Annotated in this window: 23 protein-coding genes; 4 read left to right on the forward strand and 19 right to left on the reverse strand. The window is 62.8% G+C overall.

The genetic code is table 11. From position 1 onward, the window contains the following. Nucleotides 1-16: 16 nt before the first annotated feature. Nucleotides 17-1,555, forward strand: coding sequence for a trimethylamine methyltransferase family protein (locus KUV26_RS17140; protein WP_222509252.1), 1,539 nt, complete (start codon nucleotides 17-19; stop codon nucleotides 1,553-1,555). A 153-nt stretch (nucleotides 1,556-1,708) separates the two neighbouring features. On the opposite strand, the gene KUV26_RS17145 is transcribed toward KUV26_RS17140, so the two are convergent. The 6 genes from KUV26_RS17145 to KUV26_RS23715 all read right to left on the reverse strand — a co-directional run bounded on the left by KUV26_RS17145 (nucleotide 1,709) and on the right by KUV26_RS23715 (nucleotide 9,117). Then, complete coding sequence (locus tag KUV26_RS17145) at nucleotides 1,709-2,449, reverse strand: Asp/Glu racemase (protein ID WP_222509253.1); 741 nt, start codon at nucleotides 2,447-2,449, stop codon at nucleotides 1,709-1,711. Next, nucleotides 2,446-3,513, reverse strand: coding sequence for a pyridoxal phosphate-dependent aminotransferase (locus KUV26_RS17150; RefSeq protein ID WP_222509254.1), 1,068 nt, complete (start codon nucleotides 3,511-3,513; stop codon nucleotides 2,446-2,448). The genes KUV26_RS17145 and KUV26_RS17150 overlap by 4 nt, the downstream gene beginning before the upstream one ends. Next, on the reverse strand, nucleotides 3,510-5,171 hold the full coding sequence (locus KUV26_RS17155; protein ID WP_222509255.1) for a hydantoinase B/oxoprolinase family protein: 1,662 nt from the start codon (nucleotides 5,169-5,171) through the stop codon (nucleotides 3,510-3,512). The genes KUV26_RS17150 and KUV26_RS17155 overlap by 4 nt, the downstream gene beginning before the upstream one ends. Further along, complete coding sequence (locus KUV26_RS17160) at nucleotides 5,168-7,270, reverse strand: hydantoinase/oxoprolinase family protein (protein WP_222509256.1); 2,103 nt, start codon at nucleotides 7,268-7,270, stop codon at nucleotides 5,168-5,170. Before KUV26_RS17160 ends, KUV26_RS17155 begins: the two co-directional genes overlap by 4 nt. Nucleotides 7,271-7,526: 256 nt before the next feature. Next, nucleotides 7,527-8,975 (reverse strand): aldehyde dehydrogenase family protein, encoded by a 1,449-nt coding sequence (locus KUV26_RS17165; RefSeq protein WP_261399957.1) that lies wholly within the window; start codon nucleotides 8,973-8,975, stop codon nucleotides 7,527-7,529. A gap of 13 nt (nucleotides 8,976-8,988) precedes the next feature. Next, complete coding sequence (locus KUV26_RS23715; protein ID WP_261399958.1) at nucleotides 8,989-9,117, reverse strand: hypothetical protein; 129 nt, start codon at nucleotides 9,115-9,117, stop codon at nucleotides 8,989-8,991. Between the two features lie 141 nt (nucleotides 9,118-9,258). Between KUV26_RS23715 and KUV26_RS17170 the strand changes: the two genes are divergently transcribed. Next, nucleotides 9,259-10,668 carry an efflux transporter outer membrane subunit gene (locus KUV26_RS17170; protein ID WP_222509257.1) on the forward strand — a complete coding sequence of 470 codons (1,410 nt, stop codon included), beginning with the start codon at nucleotides 9,259-9,261 and terminating at the stop codon, nucleotides 10,666-10,668. A 34-nt stretch (nucleotides 10,669-10,702) separates the two neighbouring features. Here KUV26_RS17170 and nqrM read toward each other — a convergent pair whose 3' ends face one another. The 3 genes from nqrM to KUV26_RS17185 form a co-directional block, all read right to left on the reverse strand. After that, a complete protein-coding gene (nqrM, locus tag KUV26_RS17175) occupies nucleotides 10,703-10,948 on the reverse strand; it encodes a (Na+)-NQR maturation NqrM (protein WP_222505400.1) in 246 nt (81 codons plus the stop codon). 34 nt (nucleotides 10,949-10,982) lie between these two features. Continuing rightward, nucleotides 10,983-12,017 carry an FAD:protein FMN transferase gene (locus tag KUV26_RS17180; RefSeq protein ID WP_222509258.1) on the reverse strand — a complete coding sequence of 345 codons (1,035 nt, stop codon included), beginning with the start codon at nucleotides 12,015-12,017 and terminating at the stop codon, nucleotides 10,983-10,985. Nucleotides 12,018-12,084: 67 nt separating this feature from the next. Beyond that, complete coding sequence (locus tag KUV26_RS17185; protein ID WP_222509259.1) at nucleotides 12,085-12,273, reverse strand: hypothetical protein; 189 nt, start codon at nucleotides 12,271-12,273, stop codon at nucleotides 12,085-12,087. Nucleotides 12,274-12,382: 109 nt separating this feature from the next. Here KUV26_RS17185 and KUV26_RS17190 point away from each other — a divergent pair, with 109 nt between their 5' ends. Then, complete coding sequence (locus KUV26_RS17190) at nucleotides 12,383-12,907, forward strand: CBS domain-containing protein (protein WP_222505397.1); 525 nt, start codon at nucleotides 12,383-12,385, stop codon at nucleotides 12,905-12,907. Nucleotides 12,908-13,117: 210 nt separating this feature from the next. On the opposite strand, the gene KUV26_RS17195 is transcribed toward KUV26_RS17190, so the two are convergent. From KUV26_RS17195 to KUV26_RS17215, 5 genes are all read right to left on the reverse strand, one after another. Further along, entirely contained in the window at nucleotides 13,118-14,131 is a 1,014-nt protein-coding gene (locus KUV26_RS17195; protein WP_222509260.1) for an alpha/beta fold hydrolase, read from the reverse strand. Between the two features lie 140 nt (nucleotides 14,132-14,271). Beyond that, the gene (locus KUV26_RS17200) at nucleotides 14,272-15,714 is read right to left on the reverse strand and encodes a glutamine synthetase family protein (RefSeq protein ID WP_222509261.1); all 1,443 of its coding nucleotides are present in this window, start codon (nucleotides 15,712-15,714) and stop codon (nucleotides 14,272-14,274) included. A 159-nt stretch (nucleotides 15,715-15,873) separates the two neighbouring features. After that, entirely contained in the window at nucleotides 15,874-16,272 is a 399-nt protein-coding gene (locus KUV26_RS17205; RefSeq protein WP_222509262.1) for a cupin domain-containing protein, read from the reverse strand. 3 nt (nucleotides 16,273-16,275) lie between these two features. Further along, nucleotides 16,276-16,713: a lactoylglutathione lyase gene (gene gloA / locus KUV26_RS17210; RefSeq protein WP_222505393.1), complete on the reverse strand. Its 438-nt coding sequence runs from the start codon at nucleotides 16,711-16,713 to the stop codon at nucleotides 16,276-16,278. Nucleotides 16,714-16,731: 18 nt separating this feature from the next. Then, on the reverse strand, nucleotides 16,732-17,835 hold the full coding sequence (locus KUV26_RS17215; protein WP_222509263.1) for an aromatic ring-hydroxylating oxygenase subunit alpha: 1,104 nt from the start codon (nucleotides 17,833-17,835) through the stop codon (nucleotides 16,732-16,734). 447 nt (nucleotides 17,836-18,282) lie between these two features. Here KUV26_RS17215 and KUV26_RS17220 point away from each other — a divergent pair, with 447 nt between their 5' ends. Then, nucleotides 18,283-18,822 (forward strand): Lrp/AsnC family transcriptional regulator, encoded by a 540-nt coding sequence (locus KUV26_RS17220; RefSeq protein WP_261398950.1) that lies wholly within the window; start codon nucleotides 18,283-18,285, stop codon nucleotides 18,820-18,822. A gap of 159 nt (nucleotides 18,823-18,981) precedes the next feature. Here KUV26_RS17220 and nqrF read toward each other — a convergent pair whose 3' ends face one another. From nqrF to KUV26_RS17245, 5 genes are read right to left on the reverse strand one after another with little or no spacing between them, the layout of a single operon-like run. Next, nucleotides 18,982-20,205, reverse strand: coding sequence for an NADH:ubiquinone reductase (Na(+)-transporting) subunit F (gene nqrF / locus KUV26_RS17225; protein WP_222509264.1), 1,224 nt, complete (start codon nucleotides 20,203-20,205; stop codon nucleotides 18,982-18,984). Nucleotides 20,206-20,221: 16 nt separating this feature from the next. Continuing rightward, nucleotides 20,222-20,830, reverse strand: a complete 609-nt coding sequence (gene nqrE, locus KUV26_RS17230) for an NADH:ubiquinone reductase (Na(+)-transporting) subunit E (protein WP_019296950.1) — start codon at nucleotides 20,828-20,830, stop codon at nucleotides 20,222-20,224. Next, complete coding sequence (locus KUV26_RS17235) at nucleotides 20,830-21,483, reverse strand: NADH:ubiquinone reductase (Na(+)-transporting) subunit D (RefSeq protein WP_222509265.1); 654 nt, start codon at nucleotides 21,481-21,483, stop codon at nucleotides 20,830-20,832. The genes nqrE and KUV26_RS17235 overlap by 1 nt, the downstream gene beginning before the upstream one ends. After that, nucleotides 21,483-22,286, reverse strand: coding sequence for a Na(+)-translocating NADH-quinone reductase subunit C (locus KUV26_RS17240; RefSeq protein ID WP_222509266.1), 804 nt, complete (start codon nucleotides 22,284-22,286; stop codon nucleotides 21,483-21,485). Before KUV26_RS17240 ends, KUV26_RS17235 begins: the two co-directional genes overlap by 1 nt. Continuing rightward, nucleotides 22,279-23,487 carry an NADH:ubiquinone reductase (Na(+)-transporting) subunit B gene (locus KUV26_RS17245; RefSeq protein ID WP_222509267.1) on the reverse strand — a complete coding sequence of 403 codons (1,209 nt, stop codon included), beginning with the start codon at nucleotides 23,485-23,487 and terminating at the stop codon, nucleotides 22,279-22,281. The genes KUV26_RS17240 and KUV26_RS17245 overlap by 8 nt, the downstream gene beginning before the upstream one ends. Between the last annotated feature and the right edge of the window lie 4 nt (nucleotides 23,488-23,491).

A 23,491-nucleotide genomic window follows, 5' to 3' on the forward strand; every position in this document is an offset into this window, starting at 1 on the left:
CTGGAAAGAAAGACATATGTCACGCGAAAGGCGCAGCGGCGGACGCCGCGGCAAATCCACCCGATCCGGCGGCAGTATCGAACAACTGCCCTGGCAACAGGTAAAGAACACCTATCCGGCGTTCGAGCTTTTGAAACCGGAGCAGGTGGACCAGCTGCACGACACCTCGATGCGGATCCTGTCGGAGGCAGGCATCCGGGTGATGGGCGAGAACGTCATGGATCTCTTTGAAGATGCTGGCGCCATCGTCGACCGCGACAGCAAGACCATCCGCATCGACGAGAGCATTGTCGCCGCGGCGCTGGAAACGGTGCCGTTTGAATTTACCCTGACCGCTCGCAACCGCGCCAAGCAGATCACCCTGGGTGGCAATAACGTGACCTTCGGCCTGGTGGCCGGCCCGCCCAACGTGCACGACTGCATTAATGGGCGGCGGCAGGGCAACCTGACCGACTACCAGAACTTCATCAAGCTGGCGCATCACTTCAACGCCATCCACCTGATCGGCAACCAGGTGACCGCGCCGCTGGAGCTGCCCGCCAACAACCGCCATCTGGACACCTACCAGGCCAATCTGACCTATTCGGATCTGACCTTTCACTGCTCCGCCATCGGCCACGGCCGGGCGCTGGACGGGATAAACATGATGGCGATCTCCCGCGGCCAGACGCCAGAGGAGATGAAGGGCGATCCGGGCGTGATCACTATAATCTCGGTGAACTCGCCGCGGCTGTTCGACGACGCGATGGGCGACGGGCTGATCGCTATGGCCGAATACGGCCAGCCGGTGACGGTGACGCCATTCACCCTGATGGGCGCAATGACCCCGGTGACCCTGCCCGCAGCCCTTGCCCAGCAGAACGCCGAGGCGCTGTTCGGCGTGGTGCTGACCCAGCTGGTGAACCCGGGCACCCCGGTGATGTACGGCTCCTTCACCTCCAACGTCGACATGCGCTCCGGCGCGCCGGCCTTTGGCACGCCGGAGAACGCCAAGGCCAATATCGCCGGTGGCCAACTGGCGCGGCGCTATGGCATCCCCTACCGGACCTCCAACGCCAACGCCTCCAACGCGGTGGACCTGCAGGCGGCCTATGAAACCATGATGGCCACCTGGGGCGCGGTGCTGGGCGGCGCCAATATCGTCTATCACGCGGCCGGCTGGCTGGAGGGCGGTCTGACCGCGTCATATGAGAAATTCATCTTGGACGTGGAGATCATCCAGAACATGATCGAATTCCTGAAGCCGATAAAATTCGACGCGGATGAGCTGGGTTTCGATGCCATCCAGTCAGTGCCCACCGGCGGCCATTTCTTTGGCGCCGAGCACACGATGGCGCGCTATGAGACCGCGTTCTACCGCCCGATGCTGTCGGACTGGCAGAATTACGAGAACTGGGAAGCGGCCGGCGCCAAGGACGCCCTGCAACGGGCCACCGGGATCTGGCAGCAGGCCCTGCGGGATTTCGAGGAACCGGCGATGGACCCGGCAATCCGCGAAGAGCTGGAGGCCTATGTGGCCAAGCGGAAGGAAGATATCGGTTCCGGCGAGCCTTGAAGGAGTAGGAGCGAGTGGCCGGCCCGCCGTCCATTGGCCGCCCAGGCCAATGGCGCAGAATAATCGTGCGAGGGGCCAGCCCCTCGCGCCCCCCGGAGTATTTCCGCAAAGAAGAAGGAACCAGGGCGCATTTCGACGCCCTGGTTCTTCACATCAAAGACAGTCGAACAACCGGCCCGGCAGCGCGTCATGGCGCGGCAGGCCAAGTGCCCGCATCAGGCAGAACATCATCGCCTGGTTGGAGGTGACAACTGGCTTGCCTAAGCGCGCCTCGATCCGCTCCACCGCCTCAACCGCGCGCAGGTCAGTGCAGCTGAGAACGATGGCCTCTGCCTTCGGGTGGTCGGCCTGACAGGCGAGATCGAAGACGTCCTCCGGCGTCAGCTCGCCCTGGCCGTAGTTGCCCAGTTCTCGGCCTATATCGGCGCATTTAACCGTTTCGATGCCGTTGGCAGCCAGAAACGCCATCGCCTGGGTGTTAATTTCTCCCAGATAAGGCGAAGAGAAGCCCACTTTCGTTGCGCCAAGAGCCTTGATGCCCGCCACCAGCGAACCGGCGGCGGTGAGGGAGATGGCGCCGGAGCCTGCCTTGATCCGCGCCGCCAGGTCCGCGTCAAAGCCTGGCCCGTGAGTCAGCGTCGCCGAGGTACAGCCATAAAGCACCACGTCGGGCCGCACGCCCGAGATCATCCGGAGGTCATGGCTGATATCCGAGGCGCCAAGCCCCGCCATCTGGTCGGAACCGGGGATCTCGTCCACGTCATAGCCGCCCATGCGCTGGAAATGCACCGTGGTGTCCGGGCAGCGCATCAGCATCATGTCCGCCTCGAGGTTGGTGTTGGTGAAGGGCACCAGCACGCCGATTTTCGCGCGGGTGCGGGTTTCATGGGTCATTTGACAACTCCTTTCAGCACCGCCAGCGCCCGGTCCATCACCGGCTGGCTGCAAATGGTGGCGCGCAGGCAATCGCCCAAGCCATAACCGCCCATGCCGCGCATCAGCAGTTTTTGTTCCCGCAGCGCCGCATCCGCCGCCTGCGCCTGTTCGGGTGAGGCAAAGCGGATCAGCACAAAGTTGGTATGGCTCTGCGGCACCGTGAGCCCCAAAGCGCGGCAGCCTTCGGCAAAGCCGTCGCGGATGGCCGCCGCTTTGGCCACCACGTCCTGCATATGCACCTGGTCCCGCATCGCCGCCGCTGCCATCGCCTGCGACGGGATGGAGATATTGTTGGGGTTCAAGAGCTTGCGCACTTCCCCGGCGATCTCCGGCGGGAAGTACCCCCACCCTGCCCGCGCGCCCGCAAGGCCAAAGGCCTTGGAGAGAGTGCGCAGCACAACCGTATCGCCGCGCTCCGCCAGCGCGAAGATTTCGCCCGGATCGTTGTCCGCATCGGCAAACTCGGCATAGGCCTGATCCACCACCAGCAGCACATCTGCCGGCAGGCCCGCGCGCAGCCGCAGGATTTCAGCGTTCGGTATCAGCGTCCCCGTCGGGTTGCCGGGGTTGCAGACGAAAACGATGCGGGTCTCAGAGGTGACGGCAGCGAGGATATCATCCACCGAAACCGTCAGCTCCCGCTCCCGCGCCTTGACGTAATCCGCTTGCACCTGCGCCGACGCAGACGCCACAAAGGCATAGCCGTAATCGGTGCCCAAGACCCGGTCCCCCGGCCCGGCAAAGGCGCGGATCAGGCAGCCGATCAGCTCCATCGACCCGGCCCCGCACAGCACCTTGACCGGGTCCAGACTGTGCACTTCGGCGACAGCTGCTCGCAGTTCCGGCCACTCCGGGTCCGGGTAGAGCGGCATCTGCTCCAGCACCGCCTTGCCCGCCGCAATCGCAGCCGGGCTGGCGGCAAAGGCGCTTTCGTTCTGGGCGAGGGAAATGACCCCCTCGCCACCCAGATCCGCCAAAGCATAAGGCGCCAGGGCGGCAACATGCGGGACCGCGCGGATCATTTGCCACCCCCATAGGCGCTTGCGCCTTCCTCAGTCACCAGCCCGCGTTTCAAATCCAGTGCCAGCGCTTCGGGGTCGCGCTCCGCCGGGTCGCCGAAACCGCCGCCGCCCGGGGTTTCAAAGATCAGGTAGTCGTCTGCCTCCACCCGCAACTCGCCCTTGCCGGGGATGTCCTGTTCGCCATCGCGGAAGCGGATACGGCCCGGGGCGCCGGGCTGCCCCCCCATGCGGCCCAGTGCCGGGAACTTCAGCCGTTCCACCGACAGGAACACGATGAAGGGGGCGCCGTTCGAGGCCGTCATCTCGATCCGCTGTCCCAGCCCGCCGCGGTATTTGCCTGCGCCACCGCTGTCGGGCCGCAGCTCGCGGCGCCACATGATGACCGGGGCGACCGCCTCGGTGATTTCCACCTGGCTGCCATAGACCCCCGAAGGATAGGCCGTCGCCGACAGCCCGTCCGCATGGGGCCGCGCGCCGGTGCCGCCGTTGTGGACCGGCTCGATGGCAAACGCGCGGCCGCCGTCGCGGGCCACCTCCGGCGCGTGGCGCATCGGCAGGTCGAACATGCAGGACGCGCCCTCGGCCGGAACCTGATCCGGCAGCGCCTGATGCAGGCAGCCGAGCACCAGATCCGGCGTCACCTGCCCCAGCGTATGCCGCATTGCCACCGGCACCGGGCGCTGCGCGTTCAGAATGCAGCCCTTGGGGCCATCAACGGTGAACGGCTCCAAACTCCCGGCATTGTTCGGGATATCCGGCCCGACAATGCAGCGCAGGGCAAACACCGTGTAAGCGGTTGCATAGTTCAGCGGCACGTTGATGCCCTTGCCGGAACAGCCCGAGGTGCCGGTGAAATCCACATGCATGCCGTCCTTGGTGACGGTCAGCGCCGCGTGCAGCTCCAGCTCGTTCTCGTAGCCGTCCATCTTGAGCACGTTCTTGTAGACGCCCTCCGGCACCTCCGCGATTGCCTCCAGCGTGCCGCGGCGGGAGGTCTCGATGATATAGGCGCCCAGAGCATCCAGATCATCTATGCCGAATTCCTCCATCATGCCGGTGAGCCGCTTCACCCCCGCTTCGCAGCAGGCGATCAGCGCATAGATGTCGCCCTCATTGGCGATGGGCTCGCGGCTGTTGGCGCGGATGATATCCATCAAGAGCGCATTGGGCGCGCCCTCCTCCACCAGCTTGCAGGGCGGGATCAGCAGCCCCTCGTCATAGATGTCGGATCCTTCCGGCCCCATGCCGAGGCCGCCCAGGTCCACCAGATGCGAGGTGCAGGAGGTGAAGCCCACCACCTTGCCGTTCTTGAACGCAGGCATCATCAGCAGGAAATCGTTCAGATGCCCTGACGCCAGCCAGGGATCGTTGGTCATGTAGATGTCGCCGGGCTTCATAACCTCCACCGGGAAGCGCTCGCGCAGGTGCATCACCGCCTCGGCCATGGTGTTGATATGACCCGGCGTGCCGGTCACCGCCTGCGCCAGCATCCGGCCCTGCACGTCGAAGATGCCGGCCGAGATGTCGCCGCATTCGCGCACGATGGGCGAAAACGCCGCGCGGATCAGGGTCTGGCCCTGCTCCTCGACAACTGCCAGCAGGCGGTTCCACATGACTTGCAGGCGGGCGGGGGAAAGATCCTGTGACAAAGCGGTCATTGCGCAGCTCCTTTCTGATCCCGGATCAGGACAATGTTGCCAATTACGTCCGCATGGGCAGAGAAATCCGCCGAGACCAGCGTGGTGGTCTGGGGTTCCGTGATCAGCGCCGGGCCGCAGACGCGGTCGCCGGGTTTCAGGCTGTCACGCGGGACAAAACCGGCCTCTTTCTTTGTGCCGTCCACGTCGCAGGTGATCACGCGGAAGGCAGCGGGCGTGACTGTCTTCAGCTCCGGCGTCTCAGGCACCGCTGCCGCCTCGGCCTCCGGAGTCGCCACCCGCACCGCCCAGTTCAGGATCTCGATCTTCATGCCCGGCACCGGGCGCGAGAACTGCTTGGCGTACTCGGCCTCAAACGCCGCGGTCAGCGGGCCAAGGTCCTCCGACGTCAGATCACGATCCGGCAGAGTGATCTCGATCTCATGCCCCTGCCCGCTGTAGCGCATGAAAGCGGTGCGCTGCACTTGCGTTTCGGCATCGCCCGCGCCCTGCGCCACCACCGATTGCGCCTCATCGGTCATCTGGGCGAACAGACAGTTGATGCTGCCCATATCCATGCTCTCCAGCAGCGAATAGCGCGAGCGCACAATCTCGAACGACACCGGCGCAAACAGGAACCCGACGGCCGAGCCCACACCCGGGTTCGGCGGTATCACGATACGCGAAACGCCAGCTGAACGCGCCACCCGTGTCGCATGCAGCGGGCCGTTGCCGCCAAAGGCGATCATGGTGCGCGGGCCCAGGTCCTTGCCGGACTCCACCGCATGCATCCGCCCTGCGCTGGCCATGCTCTCATCCACGATGCGGCTGACGCCATCCGCCGCGCCTGCCCCGTCCACCTCCAGCCTGCTGCCGATCACCCGCGCCAGAGCCTCCTTCGACGCCTCCGGGGCGATCCGGATATGCCCTTCTGCAAAGGTGTCCGGCACGATGTAGCCCAGGGTAATGTCACTGTCGGTCACCGTCGGCTCGGTGCCGCCACGCCCGAATGCCACTGGCCCGGGCTCAGAGCCTGCGGATTTCGGCCCCACGGTCAAACGCCCCAGCCGGTCCACCCCGGCAATAGAGCCGCCGCCGGCGCCAATCTCGATCATCTCGATTACCGGGATCCGCACCGGCATCCCCGACCCCCTGATGAACCGCGCAGCCCGGGCGATCTCGAACTGGCGCGAGGTCTGCGGCCGGGCATTATCAATCAGGCAGAGCTTGGCGGTAGTGCCGCCGACGTCAAAGGACAGCACCTGCGCGAGTCCCGCCCGCGCGGCAATGCGCGCGGCCAGAATGGCGCCGCCGGCGGGTCCGCTTTCCACCAGCCGGATCGGGAACCGCGCCGCCGTCTGGATCGTGCACATGCCGCCGCCCGCGGTCATCATCAGGATCGGGCAGGTCACGCCCTCCGCCGCAAACCGCTCGGCAAAGCGCGCCAGATAGGTCTCCATCAGCGGCTGGATATAGGCGTTGGCCACCGTGGTGCAAAGCCGGTCGAACTCCCGCGCCTCGGGGCTGACCTCGGAGGAGATCGAGACCGTCAGCCCGGGCCGCCGTTCCGCCAGGATATCGCGCAGCCGCCGCTCATGATCCGGGTTGGCATAGGCGTGCATCAGACAGACGGCCACGGCATCAGCGCCGCTGGTGTCCAGTTCCGCAATCAGCGCCTCAACCGCGCTGTCCTGCATCGGGATCAGCATCCCGCCCTCTGCCGACATCCGTTCGCGGATGGTCAGCGCGCGTTCGCGCGGCACCAGCAGATCGGGCTTCTCCAGGTTGATGTCATACTGGGAATAGCGCCGCTCATAGGCGATCTCGAGGATATCCCGGAACCCCTCGGTGGTGACCGTCGCCACCGTCGCCCCGCGCCGCTCGATCAGCGCGTTGGTGGCCAGCGTGGTGCCGTGGATAAAGCCGGTTACCTCGCCCAGCGACCGGCCCGATTGCGCCATCACCCGCGCCGCGCCCTCCATCGCGCCGTCCGCCGGGTTCCGGTGGGTGGTCAGGGTCTTGGTAGAGGCCAGAATAGTGTCTTGCCCGGCCACCAGAACGGTGTCGGTGAATGTGCCGCCAATATCAATGGCAAGGCGCAGCGCCTGTGATGCTGTCATATGTCATTCCAAAGTCTGCCGTTGAGAAACCGTCGAAGCCCGCGAAGGGCGGCGGATCTCAGGCAGCGACCAGATCGCACCCGGTTGCGCGGCGGTCCATGCGTTTTGGAATGAATGCGTGTGTCATGCCCCCATCCTGAGCCGCTGCGGAGCGGCACGCTTGGCGGATTGCGACACACGCAAAGTCAGATAGCGGCATCACGCAGGCCGCAGGCGGCATCCCTCCCGGCAGTTCCCCGCCAGGAGGAAGGGCTTCTCAGCCGAAATGCAGGGTTTTGACTTCCTGGTAATCCTCCAGCCCCAGCATGCCGCCCTCGCGGCCATTGCCGGACTGTTTGTATCCGCCGAAGGGGGAGCCGTAGTTGAAGCCGCCGCCGTTGATATGCACCGCGCCTGCGCGCAGGCGGGCGGCGACACGCTCGGCCCGTTCAGGGTCGCCGGTCTGCAGATAGGCCGCCAGGCCGTACGGCGTGTCATTGGCGATGCGGATGGCGTCTTCCTCATTCTCAAACGGGATGATCACCAGCACCGGGCCAAAAATCTCCTGCTGGGCGATCGCCATGTCATTGGTCACATCGGCAAACACCGTCGGGCGCACATACCAGCCCTTGTCCAGCCCCTCGGGCCGGCCCAAACCGCCCGCCAGCAGGGTGGCACCCTCGCCGATGCCCTTCTGGATCATGCTCTGCACCCGGTCGAACTGGATGCGGTCGAACATCGGGCCGATGTGATCGCCTTCCTGCGACGGATCGCCCACGGCCTGACCCTCGGCTGCCGCCTTGGCGATCTGCAGCACCTGATCATAGCAGCTCCGCTCCACCAGCATCCGGGTCGGCGCGTCGCAGCTCTGGCCGGTGTTGTACATGCATTCCAGCACCGAGGCGGTGACCTTCTCTTCAAGGTCAGCATCGGCAAACACCAGGTTCGGGGACTTTCCGCCCAGCTCCAGCGTCACCCGCTTGACGGTATCCGCAGCGTCCTTGGAGACCGCGATGCCCGCCCGCGTTGACCCGGTGAAGGACATCATGTCCACGTCCGGGTGCCGCGACAGCCCCGCGCCAACCGTCGGGCCGTCGCCATGGATCAGGTTGAACACCCCTGCCGGATAACCCGCGTCATGGATCATCTGCGCATAAACGGCGGCGGACATCGGCGTGTGCTCCGACGGTTTCAGCACGCAGGTGGAGCCGGTCGCCAGGGCCGGCAGCACCTTGAGCGCGATCTGGTTCACCGGCCAGTTCCACGGCGTGATCAGGCCGCAGACCCCGATCGGCTCGCGCACCAGGATGTCGCCGTTCGGCAGCGTCTCGCGCAGCTCCTGGGTTTTCAGCGCCTCCAGGATGCCCTCCAGATGCCCGATCCCCGAATCGGCCTGGGCATTGCGCGCCATCGAAATCGGCGCCCCCATTTCGGCAGACATTGCCCGCGCCAATTCCTCGCGCCGGTCCTTGCTGATCTCCAGAAGCCGTTCCAGCAAAGCAATCCGCTCAACGCGGGAGGTCTGCGAAAAACTCTCAAAAGCCGCACGGGCCGCTGCAACCGCAGCGTTCACGTCATGCTCATCTCCCAGGATAATGGTCCCGATCCGCTCTTCCGTGGCCGGGTTCAGCACCGGGAATTCGCGGCTGGAATGCGGAATCACCCAGGCGCCGCCGATATAGAATTTTTGCAGGTCCATCAGGTTGTTCTCGCTGTAGCACCGCATTTGCGGCTTGGGTTTAGGCAAAAGCGTAGCGCATCTTGAATGCATCTGCCGTTGCCAGTGGATTGGAAGGGCGGGTTTGATCCGGCAGCCTGCCCGCTTTTTTGCGCACAGGATAGGCCAAAACCGCCACCTCGCGGGTCATTTTTCGACAAACCCCTGCTGTGGGCTGGACGCATCAGTGGCCCGGAAAGACACCGTTAACCGCCGGAACCGCTTCGCGGCCCGCTGCCGCGCTGGCTATGCTGCCCGAAAGCCCGCCAAAAAGGGCGCCCAGAGGCAGAACATGAGCAAACCCCATTGGACAGCACGGTCCGTGCTGCTGGCAGGCACGTTCCTGTGCGGCTGTACCGTTGTCGGCATCGACTACCACCGCCCCGATTTCGCGGTGCCGGTCAGCTATTACCAGTCCCGCAGCTATGCCACCGCCAAAGGCGCCTCCGAGAGCTGGTGGCAAGGGCTGAACGACCCCGCGCTGAACCGGCTGGTTGCCGCAGGCCTGCAGCAGAACCTCGGGCTCAAGGCGGCCAAGGAACGGCTGATCGCAGCCGAGGCGCTGCGCCGCGGATCCGGCCGTCCGCAGCAGGCCAGCGGCGATCTGGACGCCAGCTCGATCTTCTCGCGCCGCGAATCGCAGGATGCCTCCACCAGCACCGACACCGCTGCCGTTGGCGCCACCTATGTTTTTGACCTGTTCGGCGAATTCCAGCGCCGCTCCGAACGGGCCGTGGCGGACCGCGACGCGCAATTCTACCAGCTGGCCACCACCCGGCTGGCGGTGATCGACGCGATCACCCGCACCTATATCCAGGCGCGCTTCTTCCAGCGCGGCGCCGCCGTCACCCGCAAGACCATCCAGCTGCGCCAGCAGATCCTGCAAACGGTGGAAGAGCTGAAAGAAGCCCGTGCCGTGCTGGCACTGGACTTGGAACGCACCAAGCTGCAGGTCGCCAGCGCCAAGGCGGACTTGCCAGCCTTCGTCGCCAGTTACGAATCCTCGGTTTTTGCCCTGGCCACGCTGCTGGACCGCGATGCGTCAGAGGTTTTTGCGATGATGCAGGGCAGCTATGGACAGCCCTCTCCCGCCACCCAGCCGGACCTGGGTGTGCCAGCCACCCTTCTGCGCAACCGCCCTGACGTGCTGCTGGCCGAAGCGCAGCTGCGCGGCGCCACCGCAAACATCGGGGTCACCGAGGCAGAGCTATATCCCTCGTTGGAAATCACGGGGTCGGTTCAGGCAGTACGCGGTGCCGACGACCTCTATTCCATCGGCCCGGCGCTGAACCTGCCGCTGTTCAACCGCCCGGTCCTGCGCGCCTTCCACCAGAGCGCAGTTGCCGAGGCCAAGGCCGCCGAATACGACTACCGCGCAGCGGTGCGCGCAGCGGTGGACGAAGTGCAGTCGCAGCAAAGCAGCCTGCGCGCCGCCCGCGAACGAACCGAAGCTCAGGCGCGGGCGGTCAACCTCGGTTCAAAGGTCGCTGATCTGGCGCGCGAAACTTTCAAGGCCAATGAAATCACCCTGTTCGACCTGCTGAACACGGAAGAAGCCCTGCGCGACAACGAGCTGAGCCTGATCATTGCCCGGCGCGACCTGGCACTGGCCTGGGCCAGCCTGCAAATTTCACTGGGCAAGGGCTGGGCGCCGCACCAGGATCCGGGTAGCGCGGTGGTTCTGGTTAAGAAATCAGACTAGGAAAGCTTTGCGGCGCAAATGCAGCAGGCCGCGGTCAGGCCTGCTGGGCCTCGCGCTCCATCCGCTCAACCATTTGCCGCGCGCGCTTGCACTGCAGCTTGTCGCGCAGCGGGCTGTCCGGATCGATATCCTTGGAGCAGACAACACATTTGTCGGCACCGGAAATCGCGTTCAGGCCGCCGCAGCTGCCCTTGATCTTCTTGCCCATGAGGATCACCCCCAGCGACATGCCCAGGGTGACGATCAGCAGCAGAATGAAGGCCAGAAGAAAGGTGCTCATGGGTGGTCTCTCGCTCGATGGCTTGGCGCGCGCTTTAGTGTCCGGTCAGCGCCTCAAAGGCGCTGCTTGCCGCTGTCATATAGGCATCCGCGCCGGCTTGCACGTCCCGATCTATGAAAAACACGGCAAGTTTACGCTCCTCCGCAAGCTTCAGCCCGGCTTCCCGGCCCAGGACCAGCATTGCGGTAGCCCAAGCATCGGCCAGCATCGCGTTTTCCGCGATCACCGTGACCGAGGTAGTGGCGTGCGTCACCGGCCGCCCGACAACCGGATCAAGGATGTGCGAATAACGTCGGCCTTCGTGTTCGAAATAATTGCGGTAATCGCCGGAGGTCGCCAGCCCCAAATCGCTGACCGGCACGATCAGCTGCACGGTCTGCGCCGCCGCATCAGGTTTCTCGATGCCGATGAGCCAGGCCTCTCCCTTGGCGTTCTGACCCTTCGTCACCAGATCTCCGCCGATCTCCACCATGTAATTCTTGATGCCAAAGCCCTGCAGCGCCTCCGCCACAGAATCGACGCCATAGCCCTTGGCAATGGCCGAGAGGTTAATGCCGGTCTCCGGTGCCGCCTTCTTCAGCGTTCCGGCACCCGAATCCAGCTCCAGCAGCCGCGCCTGGCCGACACCGTCCAGTGCTTCGGCAATGGCCGCGTCAGAGGGCACCGGGTCTTCCGGCAGGCGGGGGCCGAACCCCCACAGCTCGATCAGCGGCCCCAAGGTAACATCGAACTTGCCGCCGGTCATGGCGTGCACGTCATTTGCTGCTGCCATCACGTGGGAAAGTTCCTGCGACACCTGCACCGGCACGGTGCTGCGCACGGCTGAGAAGGTGGAAACCTCAGACGCCGGATCCCAGTTGGACATCTTGGCGTTGACGGCTGCCAGAGTGGCTTCCACCTCAGCGGCCAGCGCCGCCTGATCCAGACCCTCGCCAATGGCGACCACGCTGTATGTGGTGCCCATAGTCTGGCCCGTCAGGCGGACCTCCTCCGGCTCGCTTCCGAACCAGCAGCCGGACATCAGCAGCACTGCAGGCAGGATCAGGGCAAGCAGAAACCGTCTGGGCATCGGTCATCCTCCGGGGAAAAAACTGGCGCTGCTATGCCCCTGCCCGGCGCCAGAGTCAAATGGCGCCTCAGAACTTCAGCGGCACGAACGCCAGCGCCAGAAGGCCCATCCCGGCAGGCACCCCGTACAGCCAGGCCCTGAGCCGCGCGTTGGGCGCATCGGACTTCCAGTTCTGCCGGTAGAGATGGCCGCAGACCACCACCACAAACACGGTCAGCGCGCCGGTCGCGGGGGTCAGGTAGAGGGTTTCGAACATGTTGTTTTCCCGCCGTTGTTAGCGCTCGCGTCATTTCGCCCCTTCCCGGATCATAATCCGACGCTAAGATGGGGTATGACCTGATGCAGGATAGGAGGAGACCCCGCGCATGGCACCGTTCTCATACCAGCCTCCCACCCGGGGCGACAAGGCCGGACAGGCCAGCCACAGCCAGTCGGCCGAGTCGAATTTATCGCATGGCCAGTCCACTGTTGCCAAGCTGCTGGAAGCCAAGGGCGATGCGATCTACTCGATCCGTCCGAAGGATACGGTCGGGCACGCGGTCGAGGCACTGAAAGAAAGACGCATCGGCGCGCTCGTGGTCACCGACCAGAATGGCGCGCTGCAGGGCATTCTGTCGGAGCGCGATATCGTGCGGCGGCTGGCGGAAACCCCCGGCCACACTCTGCCGCAGCTGGTCGAGGACATCATGACCCGCGACGTTCAGACCTGCCAGCCCGACGACCTGCTGATCGACGTGGCCAAGGTGATGAACGAAGGCCGCTTCCGCCACCTGCCAGTGATGAAGGACGGCAGGTTGGCTGGCATGATCACTGTCGGCGACGTGGTGAATTTCCGCCTTCAGGAGCTTGAGTACGAAGCCCTGCGCATGAAGCAGATGATCGTCGGCTAGACCCCGCCGCTTCTCCAGAATCCGAGCCGGCCCTGACGCCCGCTGTGGCCCGGGCCGGTTCATCCGGAAGATAACGGTACGGCTTCTGACACAAATCCGGGCTTTCCCTCTTTTCCGGCCGGAACTCGCACGCATTATTTGCAAATGCTGCCGGTTTGATGCGAAGAAAGCCCCCTGGACCCAGCGCCCGTTCATCAAGACTGCAGGATCCTAATCCCCCAGCAACTCCCGGATGCTGGCATCCAGCTGGTCGGCAAACCCCGAATCATTACCTGGATTGGCGGCGCAATGCCCCCAGGGCGAGTCAAACGGGCGAAAGGCAGCGCTTGGCATTTGGCGGGCTTCAGCCTCGTTGTCCTCGGGCGGAAAATAGAGATCATGGGTGCAGGGCATCAGGATGGCGCGGGCCTTGATTGCCGCCAGTGCCGCCCGGAAATCGCCGTTGTAGAGCGGGCCTGCTGAAATATCCCCGGCCTGCCAGGTGGCTAGCTTGGCCAGAAGATTGTTGGCGTCCCATCCGTGGACGTGGTCCTGCTCCCAATCCAGCAACAGTTCCTCGACAGTCTCAAACCGCAATTGGCGGTACAGGCCCTCGCGGAAGAAGGCCTGCGAAAACGCCCAGCCGGCATAAACCCGGCCAAAGGCCTTGAGGCCGGCCACCGGCGGTGAGGCGTAGTTGCCGCCGTTCCAATTCCGGTCGGCGCATAGGGCGGCTTTGACCCCTTCGAGAAAGACAAAATTGTGCGGGGAGGTCCTGGCAGAAGCGCAGAAAGGCAGGATGGCCTGCACCATATCCGGGTACTGCGCCGCCCATTGGTAGGACTGGCAGCCAGCCATGGACCAGCCCGCCACCAGGGCAATCCGCCTTATGCCGAGGTGATCATGGATCAGCCGGTGCTGGGCGGCGATATTGTCCCACATCTGCACCAGCGGAAAGCGTGGGCCATCCTGCGGGGGCGGGGTGTTGGATGGCGAAGAAGACCGCCCGTTTCCGAACAGGTTCGGGCTGACGATGAAATGGCGGTCCGGGTCGATGGCTCGGCCAGGGCCGAAGTACCCTTCGTTGCGGGAATTGGTGCCGGTGTAGAAAGTGGGCAGAACGATGACGTTATCGCGACGGGGCGAGAGCGTGCCATAGGTCTGATAGGCAAGCTTGGCATCTTTCAGCACCTCCCCAGACAAAAGCGGAAAGTCACCCAGGGGATAGATCCGGTAGTCCTGCATCGTGGACTCCTTTGAAAACTGACAGGACCCGGACTGCCCCGGTTAAGGAGAAACACCACAGTTTCGGGTGTGTGCCTTTGGCCGGGATGGCCAGTGAAATCCGCAGGTCCGGGTCCTGTTATTGTCTTATACAAGGTGGCTTAGTACAGGCGCAGGTATTCCTGCACTTCCCAGTCGGTGACTGACTGGTGGTAGCGTTCCCATTCGTCGGTCTTGTAATCGAGATAAGACTTGCGCATCACCGGGCCCATCACATGCTCGGCCATTTCATCATGGCGCAACGCCTCGATCGCGTTGAACAAAGTGCGCGGCAGGCGGCGGATGCCCAATTCCTGCAATTCCGCTTCGGTCTTGGAGTACAGATCGAAATCGGTGGGCTTGCCCGCGTCTATCTTGAGCTTGATGCCCTTCAGCGCGCAGCTCAGGTGCATCGCCATCGCCAGGTAAATGTTCATGGTCATGTCGCAGGCGCGGTTTTCGATGCAGTGGCGGCTTTGCGGCAGGCGGAACTGGGCCGAGCGGTTATTGAAACCGTAGGTGATATTGGTCGGCGCCCAGGTCACGGTGCCACCCTCGAATCCGCCCACCCGCGGCACCAGACCGTTGTAGGAGTTCACCGTCGGGCAGGTGATCGCGGTGATCGCCTCGGCGTGCTGCATCAGCCCGCCCACGGCCCAGCGGCTTTCGTCCGACCAGTCGCTGCCATCGGCGGTTTCGAAGATGTTTTGGCCCGGGCGGCTGTCATGCTGCATCGACATGTTGATATGCGCGCCGGACCGCCAGTCGCCTACCGTCGGCTTCGGCATGAAGGTGACGAACATGCCGTGCTTCTTTGCCACTTCTTTGAGCGTGATGCGCAGGAAGGCCAGACGGTCGGACATTTCCAGCATGTTGGTATAGTGGAAATCCAGCTCGAACTGGGAATAGGCGCCCTCGGCCACCACGTCGTGCAGGTTCCAGCCCAGGCCTTCGATGATGTCAATCATGTCCTTCAGAAACGGCATTGAGTCGATGGAATACTCCACGTCATAACCGAAGGCCTGGCGGCGCGGGCTGATCGCCTTGCCCAGATCGTCGTCGAACGCTTTCACCGGCAGGCCGTTTTCATCGTATTTCATCACGATGAATTCGGGCTCGACGCCGGCATAACCAGTGTAGCCTTCCAGCTTGGCCTCATGCATGGCGCGTTTCAGGGCCTGGCGCGAGCAGACGTTATAAGGCGCGTCTTCCCAGTAAAGGTCCGAGAATATGATCGCCATCGAGGTGTCCCAGGGGCAGACATAAACGGCGTCCAGATCCGGCACCACCACCTGGTCGCTGTCGGCGGGGCTGAGTTCCGGAACAAAGGAGATCGAATGCACCGCGAACTGCGGGCCCTTGCCGAGGCAGAGCGGCTCGAAATCGCTCATCGGCACCGGTTTGGTCTTGGGGATGCCGTGCAGGTCGATCCAGGCGGCCATGACATATTTGACGCCGGCTGCTTCCAGCTGCTCGCGCACTTCGGGGATCCGGGGGCGGTTGCGCTCCACCGCGTCGTGGAAGCTTTCGTAATAAATCTTCTCTTCGGGATTGACCTTCAGCATGTTCGTTCCTCCCTTGGAAAGGCAATCGTTTTCTGTTCGCTGCCCGCGGCGGGGCAGCGTTGTTTTGGTTTTGTTTTCTGCAGTTGCCTGGTGAAAAAAGGGGGGCGGCCCGTCGCCCGGGGTCAGACTAGGGCGCCCAGTCACCAGGAGTTGCGTGTATCAGCCGGCGACAAAGTCTGCCGGATCGATGCCGGGAACCGCAGTGATCCCGGCCAGTTGTTTCCAGTTGTGCGGATAGGCCGCGTAGAAGATCACGCATTTGCCGTCCGCCTCATAGGAGATGTGGTTGTCTTTGGGAACGAAGAGCACGTCGCCGCGGTTGCAGATGTATTCCTTGCCATCGCAAACCAGGCGGAATGTGCCCTCGAGGCAAAAGATGATTTCGTCGCAGGTCAGTTCCCACGGCACCTTGATGTTGTTCAGAACATTGATGCCACCGCACATGGACTTGCTGAACTCACTGGTCACCATCGGCTTGATGTAGGTGTCGCTGTCTCCCATGGAGTCATAGCGCTTCTGGACCAGGTCGAATTTGAAAAGCTGCGGTTGATCGCCCATGGGTTACTTTCCCTCGCTGGCCAGGTGTTTCAGGATGCTCTCGTTCAGCTCGACTTTGTAGCCGTCCGGGTCTTCGCAAAAGGCGATGACGCGGGTGCCATTCTTCATCGGTCCCGGCGGGCGGGTGATGTTGACGTTGGCCGCCGCCAGCTGCTCGCAGGCGGCATAGACGTCCGGGGTTTCGATGCAGATATGGCCCCAGCCGTTGCCCTTGTCGTAAGGCTCTTCCTGGTCCCAGTTTGCGGTGAGTTCGAGGGTCGGTGACTCTGCCTCCGGGCCGTAGCCGATGAAAGTATTGGTGAATTTGCCCTCGGGGTAGTCGGTGCGGCGCAGCACCTCCATGCCCAGAATTCCGCAGTAGAATTCTAGCGATTTCTCCATGTCCATCACCCGCATCATCGTGTGGGCCAGGCGGAAACCCTTGGAAATGGGTTCACTCATGTGTCTTGTTCCTTTTTTTCACTGTTGGGCCGGCGCGCTGGCCAGATCTCGTTCGATCAGGTCCTGGAAGGCGCGCACGCTGTCCTCCCAGGCGGGCGACAGCAGGCCCCCGCCGGCTGCAACTGGTGATTTGCAGCCCTCGTACATGCGCTCGACCATCTCGTGATCTTCTTTATGGACATCCCACCATAGCTTCTTCAGGCTCTCGGTTTCCTCTGTGCTCAGCTTCTGGCCATCGGTGGTGTAAAGCGCACGGTACTGGCGCATCTTGCCGGGACCGGCAGGCACGTTCAGGTACACCCCCATCTGGTCCGGAAAATAGCGGCCGAGGATGAAGTTGGGATAGAGGGTCAGGTAGCGGGAGCTGACACCAAGGCTGCCCGCCGTGCCGGTTTCCTCCTTCAGGTCCACCGCGCTGCCGATACAGTTCCCATCGGTGATGGTATTGTGGTCCTCTAGCGGCTGTTCGGTGGTCGAAGAATGCACGAACTGGACATGGTAGGGCTCAATGAAATTCTCCATGATCAGTTTCCAGTTGGTCTCGATCTCGCCGAAATCGAGCAGGCCGACCGGCTCCAGCCTACCGAAATCGATGCCTTCCAGGCGGCTGATCAGGGGGGCGGCGTAGTCTTTGAATTCCGGCGCATTGCCGTCCAGGTTGACGAAAATCCAGTCCTGCCAGACATGGGTGCGAACCGGCTTCAAGCGGTGCTCTTTCAGGTCGAAACCATCGAACTCCTGCTTGCCCGTTCCCGCAAAATGGGGAGCTGCGCGCAACCGCCCTTCCAGGTCATAGGCCCAGGCGTGGTAGGGGCAGCGGATCAGCTTACCGACATTCCTGGGCCTGTCGACCAGGGTCATGCAGCGGTGCAGGCAGACGTTATGGAACACCTGAATGCTGCCGTCCTGACCACGCACCGACAGCAGCGGCAAACCTGCGCAACTGAAAGGATGGGTATCGCCTGGATTGGCGATCTGGTGGGCAAAACCGATGAACACCCAGTTTTTTGACAGCACCGTCCGGCATTCCTGCTGCCAGATGTCCTCGCTGCGGTAGGCGTCCGCGGTCAGGCCATGCTGCGGCCCGCCGGCTACCCGCGTTCTTTCCTCGGCAATTGTCATTCGTCCTCCCTTCGACACTGCCACACGCGCCCCGGCCTGATCTGCCGGACGCATGGAACCTGCCCCTGCTGCGGCTGTTCTGTTACTGATTCTGCGCAATTCGCAGGGCTCGAATGGTAGATTTGCGAATTTCGCACTTTCTGGCAACAGAATTCTGCGATTTTCGCCATTGAAGGCAATCTTCAGGCAAGAATCAGGACGTTTCTGGTCCAAAAGCGCCCCAATAATGAGCAATACGCATTGTCAGTCCCGGCCAGAGCGAGGAAACGCAAAGCCTTTCCGGATCTGCACCAGACTTCTTGTCCGGCATTATGCTTTCAGTGCAGCGCACAGCCGGCCGGCGCCAGTTTCCCGCCTTCTGAGCCGGGGGTTCACGGGCTGATGTTTGCGGATTCCGCCACAGCCGCATATGCTGGGCTGCGAATACGGCAATCGGGCACCAGGCATATGGCAGGCAAACAGCAATCCTCCGCGCGCAACAGGCGCGTCAGTCAAAGCATCCGCTCTCCAGGGGATGACCTGAACCAGCAGATCATCCGGCTGCTGCAGCAGGACGGGCGGATGGCATTTTCCGAAATCGCGCAGAAACTTGACGTATCAGAGGGAACCATCCGCAACCGGGTCAGTGGCCTGCGGGAAAACAACATGCTTCGCATCGTGGCAATGTCGGATCCCGTGGCCACTGAATACACCACCGACGCGATGATCGGACTGAACGTCGCCGCCGGTGTCACCCCGCGGCAGGTGGCGGAAAGGCTGGAAAGCGACCCGCGCGTCGTTTTCATATTGTGGGTTGCCGGCCGCTATGACCTGGTCGTTGAACTGGTCAGCGATGACGCGGACGCTGTGAAAGCATTTCTTGAGCACGAGATCCACGCCAGCAAGGACATTGCCAACGCAGATGTCATGTTTGGGCTGAAGAATTTCAAAAACCAGTTCCTGCTGAAGCGTGATGTCGAGGATTGGGAGGAAGCCGAGGGCGGCTGATCGCCGGGAACCGCGGGCAACATGGGTGGATCCGCCCCTCACAGATCAAAGCAGTGAAGGCCATAAGGCCACCCCGCATTTTCCGCCTCTCCACCGGCGGCAGTAAAAAGCCCCGGATGGTCCATCCGGGGCTTTTGGTTTTTTGTGCTGCGCTCCGGCTCAGCCGCCGAAATCGTCGAGCATGATATCCTCGCGATCCACGCCCAGATCCAGCAGCATGTTGATCACCGACTGGTTCATGATCGGCGGGCCGCACATGTAGAATTCGCAGTCTTCCGGCGCCGGGTGGTTCTTGAGGTACTCCTCGTACAGAACGTTGTGGATGAAGCCGGTGTAGCCTTTCCAGTCGTCCTCCGGCTGCGCATCGGACAAGGCGACGTGCCATTCGAAGTTGTCGAACTCTTCGGCCAGCTGGTCGAAGTCCTCGACAAAGAACATCTCCTTCTTCGAGCGCGCACCGTACCAGAAGCTGATCTTGCGGTCGCGGTTCTCCAGCCGTTTCAGCTGGTCGAAGATGTGGCTGCGCATCGGTGCCATGCCGGCGCCGCCGCCGATAAAGACCATTTCCTTCTGGGTGTCGCGGGCGAAGAACTCACCGAACGGGCCAGAGATGGTGACCTCGTCGCCCGGCTTCAGGTTGAAGATGTAGGACGACATCTTACCCGCCGGAATGTCGCTGGAGCCCGGCGGCGGCGAGGCGACGCGGACGTTCAGCATGATGATGCCCTTTTCGTCCGGGTAGTTCGCCATCGAATAGGCGCGCTCGACCGGCTCATCCACCACGGATTTGTACTGCCATAGATTGAAGCGGTCCCAATCCTCGCGGTACTCCTCCTGGATGTCGAAGTCGGTGTAGGCTAGCTGGTGGGCGGGCGCCTCGATCTGGATGTAGCCGCCGGCGCGGAAGTTCACGTCCTCGCCTTCCGGCAGTTCCAGCACCAGCGCCTTGATGAAGGTCGCCACGTTGTCGTTCGACCGCACCTTGCAGCGCCATTTCTTGACGCCGAAGACCTCTTCGGGAACCTCGACCTCCATGTCCTGCTTGACCGCAACCTGACAGGACAGGCGGTCGCCGCAGGCGGCTTCGCGCTTGGTGATGTGGCTTTCCTCGGTCGGCAGGATGGAACCGCCGCCGGAATGCACACGCACCCGACACTGGGCGCAGGTGCCGCCGCCGCCGCAGGCGGAGGGGACGAACAGTTTCTCAGCCGCCAGCGTCTGCAGCAGCTTGCCGCCCGCAGGCACCGAGATGGTTTTTTCACCGTTGATGGTGATATTGACGTTGCCGGACGCGACCAGGCGGGAACGGGCGGCCAGGATGATGGCCACCAGCGCCAGCACGATCAACGTGAACAGGACAACGCCGAGCGAGAAAGTTTCCATAACTTCAGACGCTCCCTTACAGTTTGACGCCGCTAAAGGACATGAAGGCCATCGCCATCAGACCCGCGGTGATAAAGGTGATGCCCAGGCCCTGCAGGCCGTCCGGCACGTCGGAATACTTCAGCTTCTCGCGCACGCCCGCCATCGCGGTGATCGCCAGCGCCCAGCCAAAGCCGGAGGAGAGGCCGTAAGTGGTTGCTTCCGCGAAGTTGTAGTCGCGTTCCACCATGAACAGAGAGCCGCCCAGGATGGCGCAGTTCACCGTGATCAGCGGCAGGAACACCCCCAGCGCGTTGTAGAGCGGCGGGAAATACTTATCGAGGATCATCTCCAGGATCTGCACCATCGCCGCAATCACCCCGATATAGGAGATCAGGCCGAGGAAGGTCAGGTCCACATCCGGGAAGCCGGCCCAGGCCAGCGCGCCCGGCTTCAGCAGGTAGGTCAGCAGCAGGTTGTTGGTGGGCACGGTGATCGCCTGCACCAGCATCACCGAAATCCCCAGACCCAGCGCGGTGGAGATCTTCTTGGACACCGCGATGAAGGTGCACATGCCCAGGAAGAAGGAGAGCGCGAGGTTCTCGACAAAGATGGCCTTAACGGCGAGTGAAATCAGCCCTTCCATCAGTGCGCCTCCACATTCTGGATTTTATATTCACGCTCTTCGGCCTGGTTCGGCTTCCAGGTGCGGAACGCCCAGATCAGCAGGCCGATCACGAAGAACGCCGAAGGCGGCAGCAGCAGCATGCCGTTCGGCACATACCAGCCGCCGTTGTTTACGGTTTCCAAGATGGTGATGCCGAACAGGGAGCCGGAGCCGAACAGCTCGCGGACCACGCCCACCAGCATCAGGATCAGTCCGTAGCCCATGCCGTTGCCCAGACCGTCGATGAACGAGGCCACCGGCGGGTTGCTCATGGCGAACGCCTCGGCGCGGCCCATCACGATACAGTTGGTGATGATCAGGCCAACAAAGACTGACAGGGTCTTGGAGATCTCAAAGGCGTAGGCCTTGAGCACCTGATCCACCAGGATCACCAGCGAGGCGATGATCACCATCTGCACGATAATCCGGATCGAGCTAGGGATCTGGTTTCTGAGGATCGAGATGAACATCGACGAGAACGCGGTCACGAAAGTCACCGCCAGGGTCATCACAAAGGCCACCTGCAGAGAGGAGGTCACCGCCAGCGCCGAGCAGATGCCCAGAACCTGCAGCGTGATCGGGTTGTTGTCGACCAATGGGTCGACCAGCATGTCTTTCTTGGTCTGCGCCATCAGAACTCTCCCGCTTTAAGGGCGGCCAGGAAGGGTGCGTAGCCCTCTTCGCCCATCCAGAATTTCACAAGGTTGTCCACGCCAACGGAGGTCAGCGTCGCACCGGCCAGCGCATCAATGTGATGCTCCGGCCCGGCCGGGCCTTGCGCCTTGGCAACGCTGATCTGCAGCTCGCCGCTTTCGTCATGCAGCTTCTTGCCGCTCCACAGGGACTTCCAGCGCGGGTTGTCCACCTCGGCGCCGAGGCCCGGGGTTTCGCCGTGCTGATAGAACTGCAGGCCGAAGATGTCGTTGCCGTTTTCCTCAACCGCGATGAAGCCGTAAAGGGTCGACCACAGGCCATAGCCGTGGATCGGCAGGATCACCTTGTCCAGATCGCCGTTTTCCTCGCGCAGCAGGTACACGGTCTTGTAGCGCGACTGGCGGCCGATGCCCGCCGGGTCGTTCTCCAGCGCGCGGCTCAGCTCCGGGTCCTGCGCGGCGGCCAGATCATCAAAGCTGGCGGCGTCGAACTGGTCGGTGAACTCACCGGTTTCCAGGTCCAGCACCTGTGGTTCGAAGGCGGCGAACGCCTCAGCCACCTTGATGCCGGGCTCATAGAGCCCCGCCACCTGCAGAACGTTCAGCTGCTTGTCGCGTTTCTTGTTGATCTCCTGCACCGGGCGCAGGGACACCGCGGCGGTGGACACGATCATCGAAGCCACCAAGCAGACGGCAACAGCGATGAAGATGGTCTTGCCGACGGAATCCGGCGATGCGGCCAGGAAGCGGCCAATCAGGCCCTTGCTTTGGGTATCAGCCATGGCGGCGCGCCCTCCGTTTGATGTTGGCCTGCACGACGAAATAGTCGATCAGCGGTGCGAAGACGTTGCCGAACAGGATCGCCAGCATCATGCCTTCGGGGAAGGCCGGGTTCAGCACCCGGATCAGCACCACCATCACGCCGATGAGGGCACCGTAGATGTAGCGGCCCGCGTTGGTGTGGGACGCCGAAACCGGCTCTGTCACCATGAACACCAGGCCAAAGGCATAACCGCCCAGCACCAGGTGCCAGTACCACGGCATCGCAAACATCGGGTTAGTGTCGGAGCCGATGAGATTCAGCAGCACTGAGAAGGCGATCATGCCCGCCAGGCAGCCGACGATCAGGCGCCAGTTGGCGATTCTGGTGAACAGCAGGAAACCCAGGCCGATGGCGCAGGCCAGCGTCGAGGTCTCGCCGAAGCTGCCCTGAATGGTGCCAAAGAACGCGTCCGACCATTCGATGCCCTTGGCGACCAGCGCCTGCATGCCGTCGGCGGCGGTAACACCCAGCGCGGTCGCGCCGGAGAAGCCGTCAACCGGGGTCCAGACAGCGTCACCCGACATGTTGGCAGGATAGGCGAAATACAGGAACGCACGGCCCACCAGCGCCGGGTTCAGGAAGTTCTTGCCGGTGCCGCCAAAGACTTCCTTGCCGATCACCACGCCGAAGATGATGCCAAGCGCCACCTGCCACAGCGGCGCGGAGGCCGGCATGATCAGCGTGTATAGCATCGAGGTCACAAGGAAGCCCTCGTTCACCTCATGGCCACGGACGGTGGCAAAGATGACTTCGAAGATACCGCCCGCAACCAGCGTCACGATGTAGATCGGCAGGAAATACAGGAACCCGTGCGCGATATTGGCCATCGGGTTCGCCGCATCCAGCGAGATGCCGAACATCTGCAGCAGCGCAATCCGCCAGCCGGTGGCGGCATCAGCACCCAGCGCGGCAATAGCGGAGTTCGCCTGATAGCCGGTGTTCCACATACCCCACAGGATGCAGGGGATGGTGGCGATCACCACATAGGTCATGATCCGCTTCATATCGACGTATGAGCGGGCATGCGGCGCCACGGTGGTGACGGTTTTCGGGGTATAAAGGAAGGACTCCACCATCTCGTAGACGGGGAAGAGCTTTTCGTACTTGCCCCCCTTATCGAAATGCGGCTCGATCCTGTCAAAGAAGCTGCGCAATCCCATCCGG

The organism is Leisingera daeponensis, assembly GCF_019801465.1.
GTDB lineage: Bacteria > Pseudomonadota > Alphaproteobacteria > Rhodobacterales > Rhodobacteraceae > Leisingera > Leisingera daeponensis_A.

Bases quoted from the DNA above. Each gene is read 5' to 3' on its own strand.
- KUV26_RS17180 (WP_222509258.1), bottom strand. From the start codon at position 12,017: ATGCCCAGACGGTTTCTGCTTGCCCTGATCCTGCCTGCAGTGCTGCTG.
- nqrF (WP_222509264.1), bottom strand. From the start codon at position 20,205: ATGGAAACTTTCTCGCTCGGCGTTGTCCTGTTCACGTTGATCGTGCTG.
- KUV26_RS17190 (WP_222505397.1), top strand. From the start codon at position 12,383: ATGGCACCGTTCTCATACCAGCCTCCCACCCGGGGCGACAAGGCCGGA.
- nqrM (WP_222505400.1), bottom strand. From the start codon at position 10,948: ATGAGCACCTTTCTTCTGGCCTTCATTCTGCTGCTGATCGTCACCCTG.
- KUV26_RS17220 (WP_261398950.1), top strand. From the start codon at position 18,283: ATGGCAGGCAAACAGCAATCCTCCGCGCGCAACAGGCGCGTCAGTCAA.
- KUV26_RS17160 (WP_222509256.1), bottom strand. From the start codon at position 7,270: ATGACAGCATCACAGGCGCTGCGCCTTGCCATTGATATTGGCGGCACA.
- nqrE (WP_019296950.1), bottom strand. From the start codon at position 20,830: ATGGAAGGGCTGATTTCACTCGCCGTTAAGGCCATCTTTGTCGAGAAC.
- KUV26_RS17150 (WP_222509254.1), bottom strand. From the start codon at position 3,513: ATGATCCGCGCGGTCCCGCATGTTGCCGCCCTGGCGCCTTATGCTTTG.
- KUV26_RS17200 (WP_222509261.1), bottom strand. From the start codon at position 15,714: ATGCTGAAGGTCAATCCCGAAGAGAAGATTTATTACGAAAGCTTCCAC.
- KUV26_RS17145 (WP_222509253.1), bottom strand. From the start codon at position 2,449: ATGACCCATGAAACCCGCACCCGCGCGAAAATCGGCGTGCTGGTGCCC.
- KUV26_RS17165 (WP_261399957.1), bottom strand. From the start codon at position 8,975: ATGCGGTGCTACAGCGAGAACAACCTGATGGACCTGCAAAAATTCTAT.
- KUV26_RS17195 (WP_222509260.1), bottom strand. From the start codon at position 14,131: ATGCAGGACTACCGGATCTATCCCCTGGGTGACTTTCCGCTTTTGTCT.
- KUV26_RS17235 (WP_222509265.1), bottom strand. From the start codon at position 21,483: ATGGCGCAGACCAAGAAAGACATGCTGGTCGACCCATTGGTCGACAAC.
- KUV26_RS17155 (WP_222509255.1), bottom strand. From the start codon at position 5,171: ATGACCGCTTTGTCACAGGATCTTTCCCCCGCCCGCCTGCAAGTCATG.
- KUV26_RS23715 (WP_261399958.1), bottom strand. From the start codon at position 9,117: ATGACCCGCGAGGTGGCGGTTTTGGCCTATCCTGTGCGCAAAAAAGCG.
- KUV26_RS17240 (WP_222509266.1), bottom strand. From the start codon at position 22,286: ATGGCTGATACCCAAAGCAAGGGCCTGATTGGCCGCTTCCTGGCCGCA.
- KUV26_RS17185 (WP_222509259.1), bottom strand. From the start codon at position 12,273: ATGTTCGAAACCCTCTACCTGACCCCCGCGACCGGCGCGCTGACCGTG.
- KUV26_RS17140 (WP_222509252.1), top strand. From the start codon at position 17: ATGTCACGCGAAAGGCGCAGCGGCGGACGCCGCGGCAAATCCACCCGA.
- KUV26_RS17205 (WP_222509262.1), bottom strand. From the start codon at position 16,272: ATGGGCGATCAACCGCAGCTTTTCAAATTCGACCTGGTCCAGAAGCGC.
- KUV26_RS17215 (WP_222509263.1), bottom strand. From the start codon at position 17,835: ATGACAATTGCCGAGGAAAGAACGCGGGTAGCCGGCGGGCCGCAGCAT.
- gloA (WP_222505393.1), bottom strand. From the start codon at position 16,713: ATGAGTGAACCCATTTCCAAGGGTTTCCGCCTGGCCCACACGATGATG.
- KUV26_RS17245 (WP_222509267.1), bottom strand. From the start codon at position 23,487: ATGGGATTGCGCAGCTTCTTTGACAGGATCGAGCCGCATTTCGATAAG.
- KUV26_RS17170 (WP_222509257.1), top strand. From the start codon at position 9,259: ATGAGCAAACCCCATTGGACAGCACGGTCCGTGCTGCTGGCAGGCACG.